This is a genomic window from Rubripirellula amarantea, assembly GCF_007859865.1.
In the GTDB taxonomy this organism is placed as follows: domain Bacteria; phylum Planctomycetota; class Planctomycetia; order Pirellulales; family Pirellulaceae; genus Rubripirellula; species Rubripirellula amarantea.
Map to the genome: position 1 here is coordinate 1,749,035 of NZ_SJPI01000002.1, position 21,843 is coordinate 1,770,877.

Consider the following 21,843-nt stretch of genomic DNA (forward strand, 5'->3'; position numbering starts at 1 on the left):
TCATTCCAACAATTCAATGCCTCAGCGAGGACCTTTGTTTAATGGCACTTCGTTCAGTGCCCACCATGAACGTGCGTGGTCGTATGAGGAACGGCGTCCATGTGCGTTGTCGTGTGAGGGACAGCGTGCAGATGATTGCCATGTCGTTGGTAATCAATGTGTGTCTGAGTGTGAGGTACGTAGTCGGTATGCGTTTGCGTATGTAGATACGGTTGCTGATATGACGGTCGGTACGACTGATACGGTTGGGTGTAAGTCTGGCGAATGCCGTTTCGGTAAATGACACGTCCTTGTTGAGGATACACCTGACCCTGAATCACCGGACGACCCGAGCGGTATTGTTGCTGATACGGCTGCGTAACAGTCGGATAGCGGTTGTAGGGCGTAACCTGATCGAAATGCGTGGTGGTGTGAGGAACGCTGTCGATGTGCGTCGTTGTATGAGGCACAGCATCGACATGGTTGCCATGCTGGACATAGTCGATGTGTGTGGTCGTGTGCGGCACATTGTGTAGATGCGTGGTCGTGTGCGGTACGACCCATTGGGCCTGAGCGGTGGTCATTAGGGCCAAGACGGCAACGGCGACTGGGAGGAAACGTCTCATCAAACCAACTCCATACTAGCGGGATTTCGTGTGGGACAATCACGATCCGTCGGATCATTCGCATCGCCCAACAAGCGTCAGTCTAACAAACCAGGCGAGGGGGAGGGAAAGAAAATCGATCTTCCATGATTCTCGGCCTGTCATCTCATTCGCGTCACCTAGTCATCAATAAGACAACTCGACGTACTGCAAAACTGAGTTAATGAATGGTTTTTCAGTTTGGCACATGCAATGCGTTAGGAGGCTATCCAGCGGTACTTGCCGTGAACCTCCCCTCGAATGTCAGGACTGAACCTTATGAATCGTGCCTTCGCAATTGCCGCCCTCGCAGCAGGATTGTTCGCCTTTGCCGGAAATACTGGTGCCACCGCTAGCGACTACTTTCATGGTGGTCACGGCGGACACCACGCCTACTCCGTCGGCCATCACGGTGGCGGTCACCATGGTGGCTACGGTCAAGCACCCGTTCAAACGTATGGCAATTACGGCTATTCATCGAACTACGGCGGTAACGGATACGGCCAGACTTACCAACCGAGATATCAACCGCGATACCAGCAGCAGTACGCTCCCAGCTACCGATCGCAACCCTATCGCCAGCGAGGTGGCTTGCACCTTGATATCGGACGCTTTCACGTTCTAGGTGTTGGCGGCCATCACTAAACATTAAGCGACGCGAAGGGCTGGAAGTTGGATCGGCTTCCAGCCTTTCATTTGCGCATTGGCAGCCCTGAAAACTACCCGACTTTTCCCTATGCAAACATTACAACGGATTTGAAAACATGCCGAAGCCAATCATCGCCGTAGCTTGTCTCGTCGCCGCCTGCTCTGCACAGCCCACATTCGCCCAACACTTCCACGCTTACCATGGCCACCATCATCTCGACCATGGTCACGAACACGTATACCACTACGGCAGTCATCACGGCACAGATCGTTTTCATGAACACAACGACTATCAACACGGTCACGCACCTCACTCACTGCGCTACGTTGATTTACCAGTCCCTGATGTTTACTCCGTGCCGATTGCGGGATCATCATTCGACCAAGGCTACAGCAACTTTGACACCGTCTGTCCCAATGCGGTCGCTTGTCCGTTGCAGTACCAAAACCCTGCACCGCTTGCACCGATGTATCAGCCAAGGACACCCTACGCCGCCATCCCCAATCAGCGTTCAATTCCAAACGACCACATGAACCCCAACGATCACGCGGGGCACGATCATAGCGAACACGCCCACAGCGATCATTCACATGACGGCCACAAGCACGAAAACCCTAGTTTGCCGCCGAGCAATTTACCGGGAACATTCGATGGACCTGATCGTCAACCGATGACCGCACCCACTCTTCCCAACCGAGGCCGACTGTCCGAGCCACCTATCCGAGGTTCGGTTCCCAGAACTCCCGAAACAAACAATGGCTCAATTCGGATGAATGAGCCGCCACCGCCAAGCTTGACCTTTAGCGCTGGTAAACCAAGTATCGCCCGTTCATAACTAACGATGAGGCGATCAGCTTCATGAAAAGTTTCCAGCCGCACCGCCGACGGAGAGCGACATCTGAAAGTTTGCGGACACTGCGTCCGCAATCGTCTGTGGCGTGAACAACTGCGAGTCTTCGGTATGCCTTTCGGTCAGCAATGCGGCGAGCCGCAATCCGACCCGTCTGTTCGTCAGATCTGCTGTTTCGACCAGGAAGCGTTTGACATATCGAAGATCGCGTAAGTCGGGATTGATCGACACACCTGCATCAACTTGTTCCTTGACCATCAAGGTCAGTCGCCTCGCATCCGAGTCAGTCAACAACCCAGTGTTGTGTGTGATATTGTGGCGAAGCTGCCACAGGATGGCAAGCGTTTTCGCTCGTTCTTGTTCTGCGTTGGGCTGCTGCTTGACGTTGGGAAAGAGGTTCTCCCAGGGCTGCTCAGCGAAATGTGATTTCAGGAGCTGACGAAAACGCTCGTTAATCGAATGGTTGCTGAGCCAAGTATCGGATTCGCACATTGCTTTTCAGACCGATCCTGCGCCGAATTGAATGGCAAGCAAACCGGGACTCGCGGTAAATTGGTCGAACCGATTGTCAATCGTGATCGGCGCAATTGCATCGACGCAAACGACAGCAAGCTCTTTGATGAACCTTTCAAATGCTTCGATCAAACTCACTAACACCATGCGGTGCAGCAACGCCATGTGTCGATCATAGACAGCCTGATACACCGACTGATTGGCAACGTGATCGTCAATGTATTTTATCAGAGCAAGACTGCTGTTAGCACGACGGTCAAAATTGCGAATCGGCGCATCCTCACCTGTCGCATTGGCTTCGGTATGTTGGAGTAAGTCCCGAACCTTCTGGTCGAGGTCGATCGGGGGACGCCCAGGCGTACTTGTTCCGGTGCTCACGCCGCGTCACCGGCTGCCTCGGGGTCTTCGGCCAGCAGCCATTGAACCTCGCCACCTTCCCATCGCAACAGAAAAGTGCGTGCATGGGAGTTGTTTTCGGTGTTCGCCAATTCGTCCAGTTGCTTTGGGTCTATTGGCTCGCCATTTGGATGAGCGTCCTCGCGCGGATCAAATACACGAGCAGTTCGTTCCAGCATGCCAACTGCTTCCGCGATCTCGCCCGAGGGGCACGGAAAGTCAACCAGCGATGTGAGAACCGGATCGCCATCGACGTTCCACCAACAATCCGGCTGCTGCGACAACCACTGAGCCAAGTCAGCCGCGCCAATTGTGTAATAGGGAAGTTGCAGTTCGTTTGGCATCGTCGAAAACAGAACTCAGATAAAGAAGGATTGTTTCGTCCATTCGTTATTGTAGCAAAGCATTCACGTAGTAGCGGCTTTCCACGAGAAGTTGCCGCTGCTTTTAAGGGACGAAAAAAGACCGCCATGCCTGTTTGGGCGGGCGGTCTTCAAATGCAACGCGTCCTCTAAACGACAAACTCAGTGCCAGTGGCCGGTTTGGTGAACGTCGTAGTGGCCCGGTTGGTAGTGGAAATGGTTTCCGTGACGTTGTAGCGATGGGGCGTGATAATCCAAATGTGTCGTGTCGTGGTACTGGTGTCCGAATCCCGGCGTTGGATAGCTTGGGTAGCTCGGGACGTGCGGTTGGGGATAGACGTGGTGCCCGCCACCATTGTGAATTCCGCCATGATGAAAGCCTCCACCGTGATGAACACCGCCGTGATGGCTGCCATGATGGAAGCCGTGTTGGGCCTGGGCTTCGCCGCCAAGGGCGAACGTGAACAGGGCCGCGAGGGCGAAGACAGGGACGATTTTCTTTGCGATTGACGACATGACTTTTTTCCTTGGATCTGTTGTGAAAGGCGTTTCATCCGGCTTCAGTAAGCCGCACAACAAGGACAAGTCGAAAGCGATCCGTCAGCGGAAAGAAATCCGAAAAGTTTTAATCAGCATGCGAAAAAGCAATGATTTCCACACTAACGCCTTGTGCGGTCAGTTCTTCGGATGCCTGCCGAAGGTGCTTTTGGACAATTGCCGAGGGGGCTTCAATCTCCTGGGGCGATCCGAATGACCGACCGTCTTGCTCGACACTCAACGAGCCATCAACCAGCCGAAACACCATCGCGTCGTCGATTGACGGCCATTTCTCGCTTGGCCGCAGAGTTTTCGATAGTTGGCGCAGTGATTCGTCCCCGCGAGTCTGATGATGGTTGGGGAACTCAAGCCAAACAACTGCTTCAGTTCCAGCGGGACCAGTCAAAGGAACGGCTCGGTCAAGTTCGGCCGGGTAGTGTACCCACCGAGATTCGTCCTCGACGGGGAAGCTCGCAAGACGTTCCGCATTCCCTTCGCTTGAAACAAGCCACAACTCGCCGCGTCGCCCGCCGCGAAGCGGTGCGTTGATTTGCACGCCTTCGCCAGAACGCACGGGAACTCGATGGACTAATTCAAACGCGCGGTCTTCGGACCAAATCTTGACATCCAATGACCCGAGCTGATCTACCGAAGCTGTTGCTACGGGCAGAGTGACCAGAGGCAATGGAGCTGTCGATCCGGTTGTGCCCGGTCGCCAAGCAATCCAGCCGATGAGTCCCAATGAGACAATTGCGACAGCAATGATGGTTTTTGTACGCAGCGGCTGACTGTCCTGCCGCTGGAGCCAATGTTGCAACTCCGTAGCGAACAGACCAGCCGATTCAGTTCGTTCGTTTGGCGTGACAACCATCGCCGCTTCGCAAAGCTCGATCAGCTTCTTTGGCGCACCGGAGGCATGAAGTGCTTCTCGATTCCATTTGCCAGTCGCGACTCGTTCGACAATGTCCCGCGACGACGCGGAAGCATAGGGATGATCGCCGACAAGAGCGAAATAAAGCAGACTGCCCAATGAGAACACGTCCGATACTGGTTGTCGCGAATGATGACGCCCCGTACCAGTTGTTGAACTGAACAACTCCGGTGCCATGTAAACAAGCGTGCCACCTGAATGATCGCCTCGATTGACGGCATTTTGATCCCAAGCATCGACGCTGCGATTGATAGCCAAACCAAAGTCCACCAACTTCGGATTGCCCGCCGTATCGACCAGCACATTGGTTGACTTGATATCGCAATGCACGATTCCAGCCGAATGAAGGCTTTCGACAGTGCGTGCCAGTCGCATCACGATCTCTGCAGACTCCCGATGGCTGAGTGCCCGGTTATCCACTCGTTGTTTAAGCGTGACGCCGCGAATCAGTTCCGAAACGATGAACGGTCGATCTTGCCACAACCCGGCGTCGATGACTCGTGCGATCCCTGAATCGTTGACCGTGACCAGCAACCGTCCTTCATCGAGAATGCGGTCAGCCGCTTCGGTCGGACACTTGCCAACCTTCATGGCCAGCTCGCAACGAAGCATGGGATGGATTACACGATAAACCTCTGCCTGCGAACCCTCGCCGATCTTCTCAACGACCGTGTACTCACCGATCTTATCCGGCGTTGCTGGTTGGTCGATGCTTGGCGAATCCAAGTCAGCGTCGTCATCGAGCCGCGATAACTCGGTATCAACTTCGGCCTGCCGTTTTAGTTTCGTGGCGGTTTCCGGGTAACGTTGACACAGATCGTCGAGCACATTCGTGTCGCCATCCGATGATCGAGTCAAGTATTCGAGATACAGCAAGTCCACTCGCTGCCGGTCGCTGAGTTGGTCTCCATGCTTGGCAATTTCCTCGCCGACTCGCGATTGAACCTCGGTCGCTGCGATCCCCTCTGTCTCGCATAGCAGTCGCTCAAATTGATCGTCATTCATGTTTTGTCGTCGCCAAGCAGTCGGTTCTTGATTCCATTGAGTGCCGTTTGCAAACGTTTGCGTAGAGTGTCTGGCAAAAGGTCTTGTTCCGCAGCTACCTCCTTCCACGTGCGACCGTCAAGCCGTTGCATAACAGCCTTCCAGTCATCAGTTCCAACGATGGATCGCACTTCATTCATCAATTCGTTCTCTGCGATGTCGTCGGCGGGATCGCGTTGATCGTCGTCGATCTGTCCAAGTTCAAAACGCGAGTCCTCCTCGACGAATGTGGCACTGCGTTTTGCCGCCGAATGGCTTCGTTTCAACTCCCGTACGCGGTTCTTGGCGAGCGTAAACAAATAGCCACGCAACTCATCCTCATTTGCGAGGGCGAGCTTGCCGGTCGAAGCACGTTGAAAGAAACGTCGAAAGACGGACTGCTCTACATCAATGGAATCGTGGAGCCGCCGAAGAACGGAATCTCGCATTCGGAAGCGAATAAACCGATGTATCTCTTCGCCGTACATCTCCATAACACGATTCAAAGCACCTGAATCGCTCTGCGACAACGCGGCCAACAGGTCAGAAAGACTTGCGTTCGTCGTGGTTTTCCCAACAAACGTCAAAACGTCATCACGTTGCCGGACCATTTAGGAAGCCTATCCCACGTTTTGACAAAAACTCCATCGTGAAAACTCCCGGATTCCTTTCCGCATTGGTCATCGAACTGCATTGGTTGTGAGTGTGAAGTTTATGAGAGTTGTTCTCATGCCACCCACCGATTGATTGTATCCCAGCCGAGGGGGTCGTACAATCTCCAGGCGGCGGGTTGCCTTGGTACGGATGTTGGTGCCGAGACCAACGGTCGAACTTCACACCAGGATGTTCCATTTATCGACGGATTGACCACTCCCACTTTGCCTACACGGCATGAGGTACAGACGATGCAAAAACTACTTTCCCTTTCAATGGTCGCGGTCTTGTTCGCGATGGCGTCGATCGCCAGCGCCGACGACGCTACAACTCAGAAAACCAAGCTCGAAACGGATGCTGAAACCCAAACACCACCCAGTTCGATCGACTTCGGTCGCGAGCTTGGTGTTTCGTTGCAAGCACTTTCCCACTTGGGACGTTCAATCGAAGACGCCCAAGAAGAAGCCGATCCGATCTGCATCGCATCTGCTGCAAACATTCTCGCAGTCGCCGAATCGTTGTCCGATGGCAAGAAAGCGTCCTTAACGAGCGAGCAATTGTGGGACGAAGCGATCCTGTTGGCCGAGATGCGGAAGTCGTCGACAGAGCTTGCGGCGTTGGCGAAGATGACGTCGGGCGAAAAAGCTGCTGATCTGATGGAACGCAGCGAATCGGCAAAAACTGGCGAACAGGCAGCAGCGAAGGCCGACGAGGCCGGAGAGACCAGTCGAGAATTGGACGGTGATCTCCATGTCATTAACCGCTCGCATGATTGGGTTAGGATTTACGTCGATGGACGCTACTTGGGACGGATTGGTCCGCACCAATCAGGCGAGGTTCATCTGCACGACGCTCACCACCTCGTCGGTCGAGGCCAATACGGTCACTACTGGCATGAGGACATTCATGGTCACCGACACCACTACGACTGGGTGCTGCGTGATCCTCACGATCCGCATCACCACTGATAGTCGTCGTGTTCCGAGGCTTCTGTTTCGCAGCGACCAGTTCGCTGCAACGATCCTCGCAAGTCCAAGCCACTGGGCATCAGCTCGTGGCTTTCGGAGCCTATCATTCTGCGAATCGCCTCGCACATAAGGTTGAAGAACCATGAAAAAGTTGCTGGCAGTTGTCGTCACCACACTGCTTCTTACCCTGTGGTCGTCAGACATCCTCGCTTCGGATTCTCAGCCTCATCGAAGAGCATTGCTGATTGCATGTTCGGATTTTCCCAACGCGCCTTGGGTCAAGCCACTGCCGGGAGCACGCAACGATGTTGCTCGTTTCGCGGAATTACTGGGCAGTCCAAAATACAATTTTCGCGACGTTGATACGTTGGCAGGTTGGGTCGAAGGAAGCGACCGCAATCCGACGGCGGACAATATCGAGTCAGCGTTCAAGCAACTGATCTCAAAGTCTGGCCGCGACGATCAAGTTTTCATCCTACTTAGCGGTCACGGCATTCAGGTAGACGCTCTACCGAACGTCGAAGGCACGCTTGGCCTAAGCGAAGAACCGGACGGTATGGACGAAGCCTTCATCGCCGCCGACTACGGCCCAGATGAACGAGTCATTCGAGACGACACCATCGGCAGTTGGCTGGATCAACTCAAAAGCAAAGGCGCGCATGTTTGGATCGTGTTTGATTGTTGCCATTCAGGCTCGTTAACACGTGGCGATGGCGACGAGGAGCCGCGAGGATTGCTCAGTGAAGAAGCTCGTCAAGCGAACCAAAACAGTCCGCGAAATGATTCACATGATACTGGCATCGTTGATCTTGTTCTAAACGAAAACGAACAAGGCAAAGACGATCCGACGCAGGGCAGTTTGGTTGCCCTGTTCGCGGCTCAGAACTACGAAACCACGCCAGAGATGACTCGTCCGGTTGGTGCCGTCGCTTCGTCAGAAAATCGTCGCGGTCTGCTCAGCTATCACCTGGAATACTTGCTGAACAATGTCGCTGGCAAAACTACCTATCGCGATCTCGAAAACGCATTGGCCGGTCGCTACTACGCCGAACGCGGCATGAGCGGCCCCAATCCCTACGCAGAGGGTGATCTGGATCGGACCTTGTTTGGCTTGGAAACGATTGAACGAAACAAATCGCTAGGATTGTCACGCAAGAAGGATCAGTACGAACTGCTTGGCGGAGTGATGGATGGTGTCACAGTGGGCACGATTCTTGATGTTACATCGAATGATGAATTGATCGGAACGGTCGAAGCCACAGAGGTCGGCATAAGTCGTTCGGTCGTTCGCTGGATCGAACCCCCGCCAGAAGACGTAGCGTCAAACTTAACATCGCTCAATGAGCTAACTTGTGAGATCACGAAGCAACCCGTCATGCCCTGGAAAGTTGCCGTGCAATGGTTGTCGGTGTCTGATGCCGCAACACCCGTATCAAATCAGTTGAAGACTTGGATTGCAACGCAACAAGAACTGGATTCGTCCTCGATCATCGCGGGCACAGATTCCTCTGCTCGAAAATGGAGTGTATGCGTCGCAACGCCTGAAACAGCGCGGCGGCGTTTTGGCATCGAGATCAAGGACACGTCGATCCTGCTGCTCAACAGTATCGCTGTCCAGTATGATCCAACGGCACCGCCCAGCGGAAACGAAGTCTCGGTGATTTATCCTGCCAGCGATCTTGAAAAGATCCAGCGAGATTTAACCACCGACTTCGAGCGACTGTTTCGGATGCAGCGGCTGTTTCAACTCGCCGGGTTGTACGGCGATAGCGGTCCGATGCTTAGCTCTCGTGGCGTAGCCGTCGAGTTCGTTCCATTGGCTCCCGACGAATCTCCGCGTAACCTCAAGCCGCTCAATCGTGGCGATCTTCAGGCGGGCCAGGAAATTGCGGTTAAGCTGTCTAACAAGAAATCAAAAACGCTCTGGTACACAGTCTTGCTCGTACAGAGCAATGGACTGATCGCTCCTATTCATTCGGGTTCGATTCCTGCCGCCGCGTACTCGTCCCGGCCAACCGTTCTCGAAATTGAGAAAATACGGCTGCGACCCACTCGTGGAAACGCTGCCTACGTCGCCGTGACTGTCCCTGTATTGGATCAACGCAAGCCCGCAGACTTCTCCTACTTGGCGCAACTTCCTATCGGCGTCCATCGAGTTGGCGAAAACTCAGCAACTCGCTCGTCCGATGGCGAGGAAAACGCCGCCTCATCGACTACACTCGGGGGGTTGTTCTCCATGACAACCCGGTCCACCGAGAACAAGCTCGCTATCAGGCAAGACGGTTCCCAGATCGCAGTTCGCTCCTGGAGTGTCACTCAGCAGGAAGCACCAAGGGAATAATGCCCTCTGCAAGCGGCAGCCGAATTACCAAACACAGTTGTTGTAGACAAAGGTACAAACATGCCCGCAAGACACTACCAGGTCACGCTATTGGCCTGCTTATTGACGTGGTTTTTGCCGACCGAGATTTGTGTTGCACAAGGCGACTACAGCGATTTTATCACCAGTCGTGAAAAGATCGGCGACGACACGCCCAGCAAACCCACGCTGAAATATCGGAAGCAATGGGCACTGATCGTCGGGATCGACTACGCCGAGGGAGATGCGTATAGCAATCCCAAACGACGTGAAATTCCGAAGCTTGCCAATGCCCGCCGTGATGCTGCGGCTTTGAAAGAAAAGCTGATCAATAAGTATGGATACAATCATGAGGATGTTGTGTTGCTGCTCGAAGGCGAAGCAACGGGGGAAAGGATCAATCGAGAATTGCAAAAGCTGCATGGCAACCAAGTCGGCGACCAGGACAGTGTGCTGGTGTTCTTCGCCGGTCACGGAGCCAAGCAAACCAATGTCGATGGCAATGTTGTTGTCTACCCCCACGACGTTGAACTCGCCGATGGACGGACAACGTCGGGGATGCTCTACGTTCGTGATGATTTGATTACGAAAATCAATAAATCAAAAGCCTTACACAAGCTGTTGATTCTGGACAGTTGCTATTCAGGTGAAATCTTTAGTCAGAAGCTCGAATTGGCTGCACCGTCATCCACCGACGACGGCAAAGATAAGTCGCTGTTTTCACAACCTGGTTTTCAAGTCATTGCATCTTGTCGCGGTTACCAGGAAGCATCCGATGGCTCGGGTGTGAACTCGCCTTTCGCACTGGCGCTGCTGCGAGGGTTGGAAGAGATTCCGTCCAACGCAAAACAGCCGCCACGCATTTGGACGGGGCGGCTCATGAAAACGCTTGACGAAGAGTTCCGAGCATTGGACAGCAGCCAACGCCCCTCGTACCGAAGCCTCGCGGGTGGACAAGGTGAGTTCACATTCTTTCCCGATTTCGACAATGCAAAGTTTGGCGATCAGTCGCATGGACAGTTGCTGTCCGTAGCGATGTTGCGGGCTACGTCACCGGGCGTGAAAGGGAACTGGTGGTTTGATGAAATGCCCTGGTTCATGCCCAGCATTCGTGGACGCATCTTGATGGAAAACCAGGCCCAATCACGCTCCAGTGATCTGTTGGCCAGCATCCGTCCATCGAGCCTGCGGCGTATCGCAGGAAAAGTTCGGGATCGAATGCGCGGGGATGTCGAGCGACTTCAAAAACGTGCATTGGAAGTTGCTGATCCGAAGGCAGAAACGGAATCGCCAGCAGTCCGGTTGCTCAAGTTGCGATCCGACCATCTTACCCGGCTCCTAAAAGAAACCGATCCGGCGGCCCGCTTAAAGACGCTGGAGTCGATCGAGGCAGACTTGGTCGCACCAGAAAATCAAGACATTCTGGAAGCGACGGACTTGCATCTGCTCGCCGTTGTGCGGCATTCGACTGGTCGCACAGAAGCGTTCGATAGTTATGAAACGGCGATTAACCGGTATCAAGTTCCAACTCAGGGCGACAACACGAGTGGCAAGCTGAACAAAGCCCTCGAAGCACTTTGCCACGCAGACTTTGGTGATTGCTTGTCCGGGTTAGGTACGGAACCCAACGATACAATTGAACAATTCAAACTTGCGATTAGCACGCTCGACCAAACGCCACCCGATGCGTTCCATGTCTATTGTCTCTGTCGCCTGTCGTCGACATATCTGCAAGACAACCGCTGGGAGGATGCTCGAAATCATCTTTCCACCGCCAAGGATGTCGTTACCGACTTCGATTCTGAAAGCTACCTCGCTGCCTTTGTTCATCGCAGTGATGCGTGGTCCAAGATGATTCAGTGGGAAATCCAGGAAGCAGAGAGTTCATTCCGTGAATCGAATGCAGTGTTGTTGCCGCTGATCGTGGAGAACGCTAGCCCGGAAGCTCGCAAGGCGGAGCAAGACGCGGGACTTGGTGAGCGTTCGATTGCGTTCCGCCAATCATCCGATCTAGGAGCCAAAGTAGCGTATTTCCACAACTTGCACGGACTTGCAATGGCCATTCGGTATCGCGGGAAACCTCAATTGGCCGCACAGCAGTACCGCCGCGTGATCGCAATGATCGAAGATGCTCTGTTTCAACTACGAAGCGTCACGGATGAGTCATCAACCAGAACTGAGATCGAACTAAGTTTGCTGGGACGCTTCATCAATTCACAGGAACGACTTGGCGACTGCAACCTGCTTGGTGATCCCACAAGCCGCGATCTCGCGGAAGCCGCCGATGACTATCGACGAGCGATGAGCCGAGTCCATCGACTTCCAACAACTCGCCGCACGAACTTGAAAGCTCAATTGTTCTACAAACAGGCTCTCGCGTTCGCGTTACCCTCACCGGTTCAGGACTGCGAGCTAGCGATGGAAATGTGCCACCACGCCGATGAGATTCTCACTGCGGAAGACAAGACATCGACGGGGTTGCTACTCGCCTTGCGAACGCTGACAACTCCGATGGTTGAAATGCTTGCCCAGGCGACAGGCCAAACTCAAACATGGCAAACAATAACGAGTGAATTAGATAAAGCGAAGGCTGCTCAAAACGATAGCGCCTCCGAGAAGATGCGATTAGCGATTCTCACGCTTCGCGACTTGGCAGGTCCTTCGGCACATCGCGACCAGCTTGAATTGATGATGTTCGCGGCTCGAAACCTAATTGAGTTTGGTGATGAGACCAGCCGAATGCGGCAAAGCGAAGACGTCGAGCTTATGCTGAGCCTCAATCGGTTGGCCCTCAACCGCGGCAACGATAGCGATGAAGGTACGGTTCATCTCGGTTCACAGTCATTTCTTCGTCAATACTACGACATCGCGTTCGCGGCTTCGCTTGCAACAACTCCTAACGATGCAAAACGATTGCTGGAGATTCAGTATGAAGCCACGACTGGTAGTCGCTATGGCAAGGCAAATATCAGCATGGCAATGGACTCGGCACCCAAGAGCGTGCCGCAGCCGGTCTTGGCAATCTATCGGATGGAGAATGCAGCCTATTTGGTTTGCGATTGTCCCAGGAGCAAAGGCTCCTGCATCGTTCTGGACGACATCTGCACGCCTGATGAACTCGTCGATGCTTGTGGGCTTGATCCGGCCGTCACGATGCGTCTGCCATCGGAAGTGGCTAGAAAACTTGAGACGTACTTCGCAACCGTGCCGACTCGTTGTGGCATTTCACTTCACCACCGCGATCCCGTTTCAATGCTAGGTTATGACTACGTGACCGTCACCGAGACGTCCGCGAGTTTTGATAGCGACGGAAAACCTCGAAAACCAAGTAGGCCAACCACCACCCAACTAAGGGCCATCGGCGAGTTCCCGTTTGTGATTCCCGCTCAATGGCGTGGCGATCAGACTGATATGGAGGAACGAGGCACCAGAGAACACCGGGACGATTGAGTGAATGGTTTTCAGGTGATGTCAACCTTCTCGTTCACGCCCTTTTTGCCTCGCCAAGAATCGTCACGCCGCCCCTGAGGACAACTGCTGCGATGATGATGCCGATGACCAAGTCGGGCCCTGTGATCCCGTCCACAAGACGATCACTCGTGAGATGATGACACCGATGTTTGCGATGACATCGTTCGCCGAAAAGATGTACGAGGCTCGAAAGTTGACGTTGCCCCCTTTGTGTTTGGAGATCATCTTCAAACAGATGGAATTCGCGACGAGTGCCAAGCACCATCAAGCAACGCACCAACGAACGATGGCCCCATCCGAATGGACGGACCACCACCAAGCCTAATAACTCTCTTTAGTTCATCCGGTAAAGTTGGCTGACAATTTGGACTACTGTTTCCGTTTGCTGTTTGACCGAAACGGCAATTGCAACATTCCTGGTAGGCGTTCGGTCTGGTGTTCGTCGCGAAGTTCCTTGACTCCAATCGACATGTGTTCGTGGCCCTCTTTAGGCTGCGCCACATAGGTCCGGAATAGATAGTCCCACCAGGGAAGATTGAAACCGAAGTTGCTGTTCGTTTCGCGTTGGATGATCGAATGATGCACGCGGTGCATGTCCGGTGTGACAACCAAGAAACGCAAAACACGATCGAGCCACAGCGGAATCGAGACATTGCTGTGATTGAACATCGACGTCGCATTGAGCATCACTTCAAAGGCAACGACCACGATGGCCGCTGGTCCGAGCACAATGACGACTCCCAACTTGATCAAGGTAGAAAGAAAAATCTCAAAGGTGTGAAACCGAAGTCCTGAGGTCACATCAAAATCCATGTCAGCATGATGGACCATGTGCAATCGCCAAAGCCACGGGACCGCATGGAACAACACATGTTGCCCATAAATCGCGAGGTCGAAGACAAGAATACCGATCGCAACCTCAAGCCACATTGGCCAATCCACGATGTTCAACAATCCCCAGCCCTGTGTCTGTGCATAAACTGCAGCACCAACGGCCGTCATCGGCACCAAGAGCCGAACCAGAAGTCCATTCAAGACGACCAGGCCGATGTTGCTACTCCACCGCCAAGGTCGTTTTAGTGACAGTTTGCGACGCGGCGCAAGCCACTCCCAAGCCGCCATCGTAAACAGCACAAGGAAAAAGCAGGTTAGGCGAACGAAAATTTCGGATTGATCTTTCAGACTTGAGACTCCCTAAAATATCTCGGATTCTTGGCACTGGTCCGCGTCATATGCGAATCCCAATGCCACTGATTATGGGCCGAATCGGAACCAGGCCCCTATGGTTACCGACGCCAGTAGGACGCCGATTGCAAAGCTGGGCCAAAACGAAAGTCCTGTTTTTGCTGACAAGGCAAACGGAGCGAAGAACGGTAGACCGAGTGGAACAAGCACGAGCGTCGAGCGAGCCAGAGCCGCTATCGAGTTCATGTCGTGTTCCTTGTTCCACGTCATAATGAACGCCAGCATGCTGATGATTGGTAGTGTCAACAGCAACGCGCCGACTCTCGGCATTCGTCCAGCGATCTCGGCGACCGCTACGATCACGGCTGCCGAGATCAACGCTTTGACAATTAGCATTGAAAACTTCCAACTGACAAATGAAAACGAATAACTTGCGAACCCGTTGACGTCACTACGAATGCCGTCAAACAGTGGTCGTGAAGCATCGTGCGACAATCACTCATGTCCGTGTGCTTCTTCTTGGAAGTCACCCGAGTAGGGAGTTCCGTCGATAACGCCCGAGATGGTACCAGCGTATTCTTGGACGACTCCAAGCTTTTCGTGGTTGCCAATGAAGCGAGATGCCTTGCCAGCAGGATCATTTTCTTGGGGTGCCGCTTTGAGTGTAACTTGCATCACCGGATCGGTGATGCTCATTTCAATTTCCGTTGCGTCAATTGGCGTCGGTGTCTTCTCATCCGCGCCGAAGATGTAAACCGTTCCCTCTTGCTTGTCGTGGTCTACAGTGAATTCGACGTGAAACTTGCCACCGCCCCAATCGGCGACGACACCGTCGTGAGGTCCGGCACCATGTCCATGGCCAGCAACGCCGTGGTCATCGTGTTCTTCGCCGTCGGCATGTTCGTGCCCATGGTCGTCCGTCGGGACTGTGGTCGAAGCAGCTTGCTGTTTGCAACCGACAAAGCTGAAGAGGCAAACCAGGAGGATACTGGTGATTGAAAGGAGTTTCATTTTGTAAACTTTCGTGAGAGTGGATTTGATGTTTAAGTAGTTAAGGGGTTCGGCGATGCGACTGCAAAATGACAATCGCATATCAATTGCGTTTAGTTCATATCAATTCGTCCTCCTCTGTTTCGAGCTTTGCAAGTCGAGCAGCGTCCTTGCCTGAAAACGTCCAGAAGAGCCCAGGGTGAATGAGGAATTCACAGAAGGTCGATGTCGTCAGTCCGCCGAGGATGACAGTGGCAACTGGATACAGAATTTCACGGCCCGGTTCTTGACCACCCAGCACGAGCGGTATCAGTCCGATGCCAGCGGTCAACGCCGTCATCAAAACCGGTGCGAGTCGCTCCAGACTGCCTCGCATCACCATCTCCTGCGTAAACTCTTCGCCTTCCTCCTTCATTAGGTGGAAGTAGTGAGTGACCAACAAAATGCCATTGCGAACCGCGATGCCGCCAAGTGAGATGAAGCCGACGAGACTTGCAACGGTGAGACTTTGCTGCGTGATGACAAGTGCCATCACGCCACCGATGAACGCGGTTGGGAGCGCGTTCAGGATTTGCAGCACGATCCGAATCGACGGAAACAGAACCAAGAGCACAATGAACATGCCGATCACCGAAACACCGGCGAGCACGATGATCAGTTGCGTCGCACGCTGTTGGCTCTCGAACTGCCCTCCATATTCGATGAAATAGCCGGCCGGCATTTCAACTTGGTTGCCAATACGGCTCTTGATCTCGTTCACCGCACCGGCCAAGTCGCGGCCTTCGGTATTGCAGCGAATGACAATCCGGCGGCGTGCGTTCTCGCGATTGATCGAGTTTGGACCGGTGCCGATGCCCACATCCGCGACCTCGCGCAGTTCGATCTGGCCCCGATCGGGTTGCCCCTCACGGTCAGGCAGGTCGATGCGTAGCCGATCCAGATTCGCGTAATCGGTGCGATACTCCTCCTCCAGTCGCACCAGTAAATCGAATCGGCGCTGTCCTTCGAGGACTTGCGAGACGACTTCACCCTGCAACGCTGTTTGCAAAACGTCCGCGACGTATTCGCGAGTCAGTCCATGCAACGCTAGGTCGTCGGCGCGAAGATCAATGTGCAGTTCGGCTGTCTCTTGAATCGGCTCAACGACCGGCGGCGTGATTCCTTCTACGTCTTGGATTGTTCCTTTGACCTGTTCGGCAACTCGCTGCAGAACATCCAAGTCGTCGCCGTGAATCTTGATCGCAATCTGAGCGTAAACGCCCGAGATCATATGACTAATCAAGTGGGCCAGAGGCTGTTCGACCTCAATGTCCACTCCGGGTGCTTCGTCGCTGATTTTCTCCCGGAGTCTCGCGAGGATTTCTTCTCGCTCCGTCGGTGATTCGGGATTCATGCTGAGGATGTATTCGCCGAAGTTAACCGGCGACGCATGCTCGTCCATCTCCGCTCGACCGGTTCGGCGAACGAAGTGCAGAATCTCGCCATCCGGATTCTCCTCCGTCTTTTGCATCGACTGAAAGACGGAATCAATCGCCCCTGAAACTTTGTTGGAAGCATCCAGCGACGATCCGGGTGGCAAGGTCACGTTGACTTGAATGCTGCCTTCATCGAAGGGCGGCAAAAAGTTTCGACCCAGCATCGACATTTGCCATGCCGCTAAGGCAACGGCCAGCCAGGTCAAAATAAGCAGCGTTCGCGGCAACGCCATGCTGAGACGGATCAGATGAGTCATCATCGCTTTCAGTCCATGCAACAAGAACCCGTCGCCCTCGTGTTGGGTTGCACGCGAATTTGGCAGAAGATAGTAGGAAAGTACCGGTGTGACGGTCATCGACACGACGAAGGACGACAAGATGGACACGATGTAGGCGAAGCCCAGCGGCGTGAACAACCGACCTTCGACACCCGACAGTGCGAACAGCGGCATGAAGGAAAGAATCACGACTGCGGTTCCAAACACAATCGAGCTACGAATCTCTTTGCTCGCCTCGAAAGTAACAACGATTGACGACTTCTGTTCTTTGACCGGCAACAGATTGTTCAGCTTGAGTCGACGAAAGATGTTTTCGACATCAACGATCGCGTCGTCGACGAGTTCGCCCATGGCAACGGCGATGCCACCGAGCGTCATGACGTTGATGGACAGCTCTGTTCCACTGATCCAACCCATCATGCGGAATGTAAGCGTTGTCAGAACGAGCGAAAGCGGGATCGCGGTGAGCGTGATGAACGTCGTGCGAAAGTTCAGCAGGAACAGAAACAGCACGATGATGACGAGCACCGCGCCGATGACGAGTGCCTCGGCAACATTGAAGATGCCTCGGTCGATAAAGTTTCTCAGCCGAAACAGTTCCGAGTTGACGATGATGTCCGCTGGCAATGATGCCTCGACCTCGACAAATGCCTCTGCCACCGCATCACTCAGGTCGCGTGTATCAACGTGAGGTTGTTTGACGGTCGTGAACACGATTCCTGGGCGACCGTCGACGCTTCCATCACCACGCTTGAATTGCGGCCCTTCGGTGACACGAGCGACTTGCCCCAACAAGACAGCTCGTTTGGGATGGTTTCCGACGGGGACTTTCTTCAAGTCTTCGATCACGACCCGTGATTCTGGCCCCAAGCGACCAAGAATACGAATCGGTCGCTCGGTCTCGCCGGTGACAGCGAAGCCGCCGCTCGTGTTGATGTTGCTGGCTCGTAGCGCCTGTTCAACCTCTTGAACCGTGACGTCGTATTCGAGAAGAGCGGTCGGATCAATCAGGATTTGGTACTGCTTGCGATCTCCGCCGAGCATGAACACTTCCGCGACACCGGTGACTTTCAACAATCGTGGACGAATGATCCAGTCCGCGACAGTCCGCAGTTCAAGTTGTTGTTTGGCTTCGCTATAGAAATATGCGTCGTGTGACTTGCCATTGATTTTGATCTCGGCAGTTCCGACCGGGACTTGGGAAGTCTGCGGATCGGCATTGGGATCATCATCCCACTTAATTGCCTGTGGCTGAACTTTCTTCCAAGTCGAAAAGTCATGCCGATCGACCGGCGTCCAAACAATGATCTGAAACTTTTCGTTTTCGCCAATGACCATTTCGGCCATCATGTCGATGTTGCCGAGCTGTGCGAGACGTCCGCCGCTGGGACCGTTTTGCCGGTAAATACCCGCGACAATGATCTGCCCCATGATCGAAGACGGCGGTGTCATTTGCGGGCGAATTCCATCCGGCAAGATTCCCTCCAACGTGGACAGTCTTTCTTGGACAGTTTGGCGAGCAGCGCGAATTTCGGTCGACCAATCGAACTCGATATAGATCACGTTCAAGCCCGCCGTCGATTGACTGCGAACCGCCTGGACGCCATTGGCACCCATCAGCGCAATCTCGATCGGCTGCGTCACCAGCGTCTCGACTTCTTCGGTCGCGAGTCCGGGAGCTTCCGTAATGATGACGACGCGAGGGCGGTCGAGGTCGGGGAAGACGTCGATCGACATCTGAGTCGCCAAGTACGATCCGTAGACCAGCACAAACAGGCTGACGATGACGACCAGCATGCGGTAACGGAGCGAAAATTTGATGATTGCATCGAGCATGAACGTGTTTCCTTAGTGGGCCGCGTGAGTGGTGCCGTCGGCGTGAACATGCACACCGGGTTCTTGTCCGCTGGCCGACTGTGACTTCAGCACTCGATTGAGCGAGGCGGCTGAGTTTTGCGCTAGGTAGGCTCCGGCTGTGATATTGCCATCGTTGGCGATCACAACCGAGCGTCGATCCTCGTGCACAACATGAACGGGAATCTGCTTGAATAGATCGCCGTTTTGCCGGAACACGTATGCCTAAGGTCCCTCTCGCACGACCGCCTCGGCGGGCAGCACGAACACGTCGTCAAACTTTTCCACCGGGACATGGATACGAGCACGTTGACCCGGGCGAAAACGCCAAACAAGGAATACCTGGCCTTTGTCGCCGTAGGATCGCGATTGGTTTGTCAGCGGAACAAAGAAGTCAAACGTCCGGCTGTTCTTGTCAATCGAGTTCGATAGATGACGAACGTTAAACGTCTGCTTTAGTTCAGGCCAACTGCCTGTTGCATCCTCGGCGAATTCAATTTCGATGGGACGTTTTTCTTGGGCGGCTTGTTCCAAAAACGTCGCCTCTCGCTTGAAGGCGTGACCGACGACGTACAGCATCTGGTGGTTCGATAAATTCGCAAGCAACTGGCCCGCTTGAACCTGTTGCCCAAGTTCAACAGCCAACTCTTGAACCTCGTACGCGATCGGTTGGTCCTGTGCCAATTCGTTGACAAAATTGACCTGCTGAATCGCCTGAGGTGCCGGACGACTTGCGAACGCGTCGAAATCTCGCACGGGCGGAGCGACGACCTCGACGGTTGAAACGAACGTCCCGGATTCAATCTGTTGCACTTGCCCAGGCGTCAAACCTCGTGTCAACAACTCCTGGCGAGAGGCTTGGATCAACGTGTTTTGGCGACTAATTTCGCTCTGCAACTCGATCATCTTGGAACGCGAAACCGCACCTGTGTTGACCGCTCCAGACAACCGGTCGATCTCGGCTTGAACGATTGCGGTTTCCTGCCGAGCCTTAAACAACTGAGTCTGTGTGGCTTGCAAGTACTCGCTGAACAGACGCAGCGAGAACAGAGGCTCGCCTGGTCGCATCGTGTCGCCGGGGAACGCGTGAATCGCAGTCACCACGCCGACAGCGGGCGACGTGACGCCACGATCGGACAGCCCCGGACGGTCGTCGACTTCTCCAGGAATCACGACGGTCCGCCAGTACGATTGGGGCCGCGCGGCCTTGGCTACCAGCGACAGATTCTTTCGAGCCTGTTCGCTGATTTCGAGGATGGTTTGCTTTTCGGCGGACTCTCCCGCCGCATCTTCTTTCGACGCGGCGGTCGTTTCCTGCTGCGGAAACAACTGCTTGCGGAACGTCCACCCCGCAAACAATACGGCGACCACAATCGCTGGACCCACCAGCGATTTGGCAATCGAAACCAAACGATTCATCTAAACATTCCCTATAGAGAAAACCACGCAACGACTTGGGCGCAGCACCGAAACAAGCGCGCAGGCGCAAGCAATGGAGGAGCCTCAAATTGAAATTCACATTGAGAAGATCACCGATGCAGAAACACAGCGTCTAGAACGCCGAGAATCGGTGACGCGTTTCCGCTACAGCCGTAGAGAGGCCGTCAGAAGGTAGATTGGCAAGCCGCCATAACGCCGCGCAGAAACGTTCCTGGGGGAACTCATCGGCACATGGGGACGAGCGGATTCAATCGAGAGGCAAGCATCAACGCTAACAGCATCGGTGCTCGGAGCAGCGGCACTTCGCCCAACGGCGATGCTCGCAGATGCTAGATAGACCGCATCCGAATCATGCTGATGGGGAAGCGACAAAGCAAAACCAGTTGCCGAGCAAGCAAGATCATCGACTCCTGTTTCATCATGGTCATGATGATGGTCACCATCGTCGTGATGAGAATGCCCACCGCCGAGATGCACATGAGGCCGATTTGCATGGTCGCTCGGTGTACCTATGCCGCTGCCCAAGTGCGAATGAGGCAGAGATTGCCCCAACACAAACAGCGGTATCAGCAGGAGGGAAAGAATGCGAGCTAGCAAAGTGTTCTCATAGAAGGTTGAACCCGTGGCGAATGATACGGATGCAGGGTATCGCCTGTCAAGTTCACACGCTCCGCACATTGCGATGCCATGACACTCCTATGTGTTCTGCTGTAGTGCGGAGAACCAATCGAAAACATGATCATGCCCCTCCATTCCGACTACGGAGTGTCGCGCCGGTAAGCTCCCGAGGCCCGCGTGTCGAAACCGTTTGCGGATGCCATTATTCTCCAACGGATCGGCTGTCACATCGGCGTCCCAGCCAAGCATCAGATAGCCGCTGGGTTGTAGCGATCGGTGGCATGCGGCGACCATTTCGCGGACGCTTTTGGGTGTGTCGACGCCAAACCCCAACAGACCGTTGATGTGAATCATGTCGAAACGCACTCCGCGAAAGACTTGATCGACCTGGCACATATTTTCCGTGCGGTGCAGTTGTCCGTTGCCGAAGCGTGCTGCCGCTGGATCAAAGTCAATTGTCCAAACCGCTGTCATCTCTCGGTCGAAGATTTCGTGATATCGGCGAGTGTAGCGTCGTGTGCCGGCCAACAATACGTTGGCAGGTTTCATTCTCGCCATTGCCGGTAACATCACTTGGCGAAGGTAAACACGATCGGGCAGCGACTGAACTTGCCAGTTGAATTTGATCGCGGAGACGACGGACTTGGTTTTAGTAATGAATGGCATG

Annotated in this window: 22 protein-coding genes; 6 read left to right on the plus strand and 16 right to left on the minus strand. The window is 54.0% G+C overall.

All coding sequences use genetic code 11. From position 1 onward, the window contains the following. Window positions 1–53: 53 nt before the first annotated feature. Window positions 54–605: a hypothetical protein gene (locus Pla22_RS19975; protein ID WP_146516475.1), complete on the minus strand. Its 552-nt coding sequence runs from the start codon at window positions 603–605 to the stop codon at window positions 54–56. A gap of 297 nt (window positions 606–902) precedes the next feature. Between Pla22_RS19975 and Pla22_RS19980 the strand changes: the two genes are divergently transcribed. After that, window positions 903–1,268, plus strand: a complete 366-nt coding sequence (locus tag Pla22_RS19980; protein WP_146516476.1) for a hypothetical protein — start codon at window positions 903–905, stop codon at window positions 1,266–1,268. A gap of 119 nt (window positions 1,269–1,387) precedes the next feature. Continuing rightward, window positions 1,388–2,107, plus strand: a complete 720-nt coding sequence (locus Pla22_RS19985; RefSeq protein WP_146516477.1) for a hypothetical protein — start codon at window positions 1,388–1,390, stop codon at window positions 2,105–2,107. Window positions 2,108–2,128: 21 nt separating this feature from the next. Here the strand turns inward: Pla22_RS19985 and Pla22_RS19990 are convergent, their stop codons facing one another. From Pla22_RS19990 to Pla22_RS25565, 4 genes are all read right to left on the minus strand, one after another. Beyond that, the gene (locus Pla22_RS19990; RefSeq protein WP_146516478.1) at window positions 2,129–2,614 is read right to left on the minus strand and encodes a hypothetical protein; all 486 of its coding nucleotides are present in this window, start codon (window positions 2,612–2,614) and stop codon (window positions 2,129–2,131) included. Window positions 2,615–2,620: 6 nt separating this feature from the next. Next, window positions 2,621–3,013: a hypothetical protein gene (locus tag Pla22_RS19995; RefSeq protein ID WP_146516479.1), complete on the minus strand. Its 393-nt coding sequence runs from the start codon at window positions 3,011–3,013 to the stop codon at window positions 2,621–2,623. Then, window positions 3,010–3,375, minus strand: a complete 366-nt coding sequence (locus tag Pla22_RS20000; RefSeq protein ID WP_146516480.1) for a hypothetical protein — start codon at window positions 3,373–3,375, stop codon at window positions 3,010–3,012. The genes Pla22_RS19995 and Pla22_RS20000 overlap by 4 nt, the downstream gene beginning before the upstream one ends. A gap of 167 nt (window positions 3,376–3,542) precedes the next feature. Then, window positions 3,543–3,764, minus strand: a complete 222-nt coding sequence (locus Pla22_RS25565) for a hypothetical protein (protein WP_207310421.1) — start codon at window positions 3,762–3,764, stop codon at window positions 3,543–3,545. Between Pla22_RS25565 and Pla22_RS25570 the strand changes: the two genes are divergently transcribed. Continuing rightward, window positions 3,763–3,903, plus strand: a complete 141-nt coding sequence (locus Pla22_RS25570) for a hypothetical protein (protein WP_207310422.1) — start codon at window positions 3,763–3,765, stop codon at window positions 3,901–3,903. The two genes, Pla22_RS25565 and Pla22_RS25570, sit on opposite strands and share 2 nt — an antisense overlap. 115 nt (window positions 3,904–4,018) lie before the next feature. Here Pla22_RS25570 and Pla22_RS20010 read toward each other — a convergent pair whose 3' ends face one another. Together Pla22_RS20010 and Pla22_RS20015 are read right to left on the minus strand one after the other, a co-directional pair. Further along, a complete protein-coding gene (locus Pla22_RS20010; protein ID WP_146516482.1) occupies window positions 4,019–5,866 on the minus strand; it encodes a serine/threonine protein kinase in 1,848 nt (615 codons plus the stop codon). Next, complete coding sequence (locus Pla22_RS20015) at window positions 5,863–6,495, minus strand: RNA polymerase sigma factor (protein WP_146516483.1); 633 nt, start codon at window positions 6,493–6,495, stop codon at window positions 5,863–5,865. Before Pla22_RS20015 ends, Pla22_RS20010 begins: the two co-directional genes overlap by 4 nt. 294 nt (window positions 6,496–6,789) lie before the next feature. On the opposite strand from Pla22_RS20015, the gene Pla22_RS20020 reads away from it, so the two are divergent. The 3 genes from Pla22_RS20020 (at window position 6,790) to Pla22_RS20030 (ending at window position 13,315) form a co-directional block, all read left to right on the plus strand. Further along, on the plus strand, window positions 6,790–7,506 hold the full coding sequence (locus tag Pla22_RS20020; RefSeq protein ID WP_146516484.1) for a hypothetical protein: 717 nt from the start codon (window positions 6,790–6,792) through the stop codon (window positions 7,504–7,506). A gap of 142 nt (window positions 7,507–7,648) precedes the next feature. Further along, window positions 7,649–9,847 (plus strand): caspase family protein, encoded by a 2,199-nt coding sequence (locus tag Pla22_RS20025; protein WP_146516485.1) that lies wholly within the window; start codon window positions 7,649–7,651, stop codon window positions 9,845–9,847. Between the two features lie 60 nt (window positions 9,848–9,907). Continuing rightward, complete coding sequence (locus Pla22_RS20030) at window positions 9,908–13,315, plus strand: caspase family protein (protein ID WP_146516486.1); 3,408 nt, start codon at window positions 9,908–9,910, stop codon at window positions 13,313–13,315. A 63-nt stretch (window positions 13,316–13,378) separates the two neighbouring features. On the opposite strand, the gene Pla22_RS25385 is transcribed toward Pla22_RS20030, so the two are convergent. The 9 genes from Pla22_RS25385 to Pla22_RS20065 all read right to left on the minus strand — a co-directional run bounded on the left by Pla22_RS25385 (window position 13,379) and on the right by Pla22_RS20065 (window position 21,842). After that, window positions 13,379–13,561, minus strand: coding sequence for a hypothetical protein (locus Pla22_RS25385; protein ID WP_165440660.1), 183 nt, complete (start codon window positions 13,559–13,561; stop codon window positions 13,379–13,381). A 144-nt stretch (window positions 13,562–13,705) separates the two neighbouring features. Further along, window positions 13,706–14,371 carry a sterol desaturase family protein gene (locus Pla22_RS20035; protein WP_242632182.1) on the minus strand — a complete coding sequence of 222 codons (666 nt, stop codon included), beginning with the start codon at window positions 14,369–14,371 and terminating at the stop codon, window positions 13,706–13,708. A gap of 219 nt (window positions 14,372–14,590) precedes the next feature. Beyond that, complete coding sequence (locus Pla22_RS20040) at window positions 14,591–14,917, minus strand: DUF3147 family protein (protein WP_146516488.1); 327 nt, start codon at window positions 14,915–14,917, stop codon at window positions 14,591–14,593. A gap of 99 nt (window positions 14,918–15,016) precedes the next feature. Further along, entirely contained in the window at window positions 15,017–15,532 is a 516-nt protein-coding gene (locus Pla22_RS20045; RefSeq protein ID WP_146516489.1) for a hypothetical protein, read from the minus strand. Window positions 15,533–15,629: 97 nt separating this feature from the next. After that, the gene (locus Pla22_RS20050; RefSeq protein ID WP_146516490.1) at window positions 15,630–19,100 is read right to left on the minus strand and encodes an efflux RND transporter permease subunit; all 3,471 of its coding nucleotides are present in this window, start codon (window positions 19,098–19,100) and stop codon (window positions 15,630–15,632) included. Window positions 19,101–19,112: 12 nt separating this feature from the next. Then, entirely contained in the window at window positions 19,113–19,337 is a 225-nt protein-coding gene (locus Pla22_RS25755; protein WP_242632183.1) for a hypothetical protein, read from the minus strand. A gap of 6 nt (window positions 19,338–19,343) precedes the next feature. Continuing rightward, window positions 19,344–20,537, minus strand: coding sequence for an efflux RND transporter periplasmic adaptor subunit (locus Pla22_RS20055; RefSeq protein ID WP_242632184.1), 1,194 nt, complete (start codon window positions 20,535–20,537; stop codon window positions 19,344–19,346). Window positions 20,538–20,702: 165 nt separating this feature from the next. Further along, window positions 20,703–21,155: a hypothetical protein gene (locus Pla22_RS20060; protein ID WP_146516491.1), complete on the minus strand. Its 453-nt coding sequence runs from the start codon at window positions 21,153–21,155 to the stop codon at window positions 20,703–20,705. Between the two features lie 99 nt (window positions 21,156–21,254). Next, window positions 21,255–21,842, minus strand: a complete 588-nt coding sequence (locus Pla22_RS20065) for a class I SAM-dependent methyltransferase (RefSeq protein WP_207310423.1) — start codon at window positions 21,840–21,842, stop codon at window positions 21,255–21,257. Window position 21,843 lies beyond the last annotated feature (1 nt).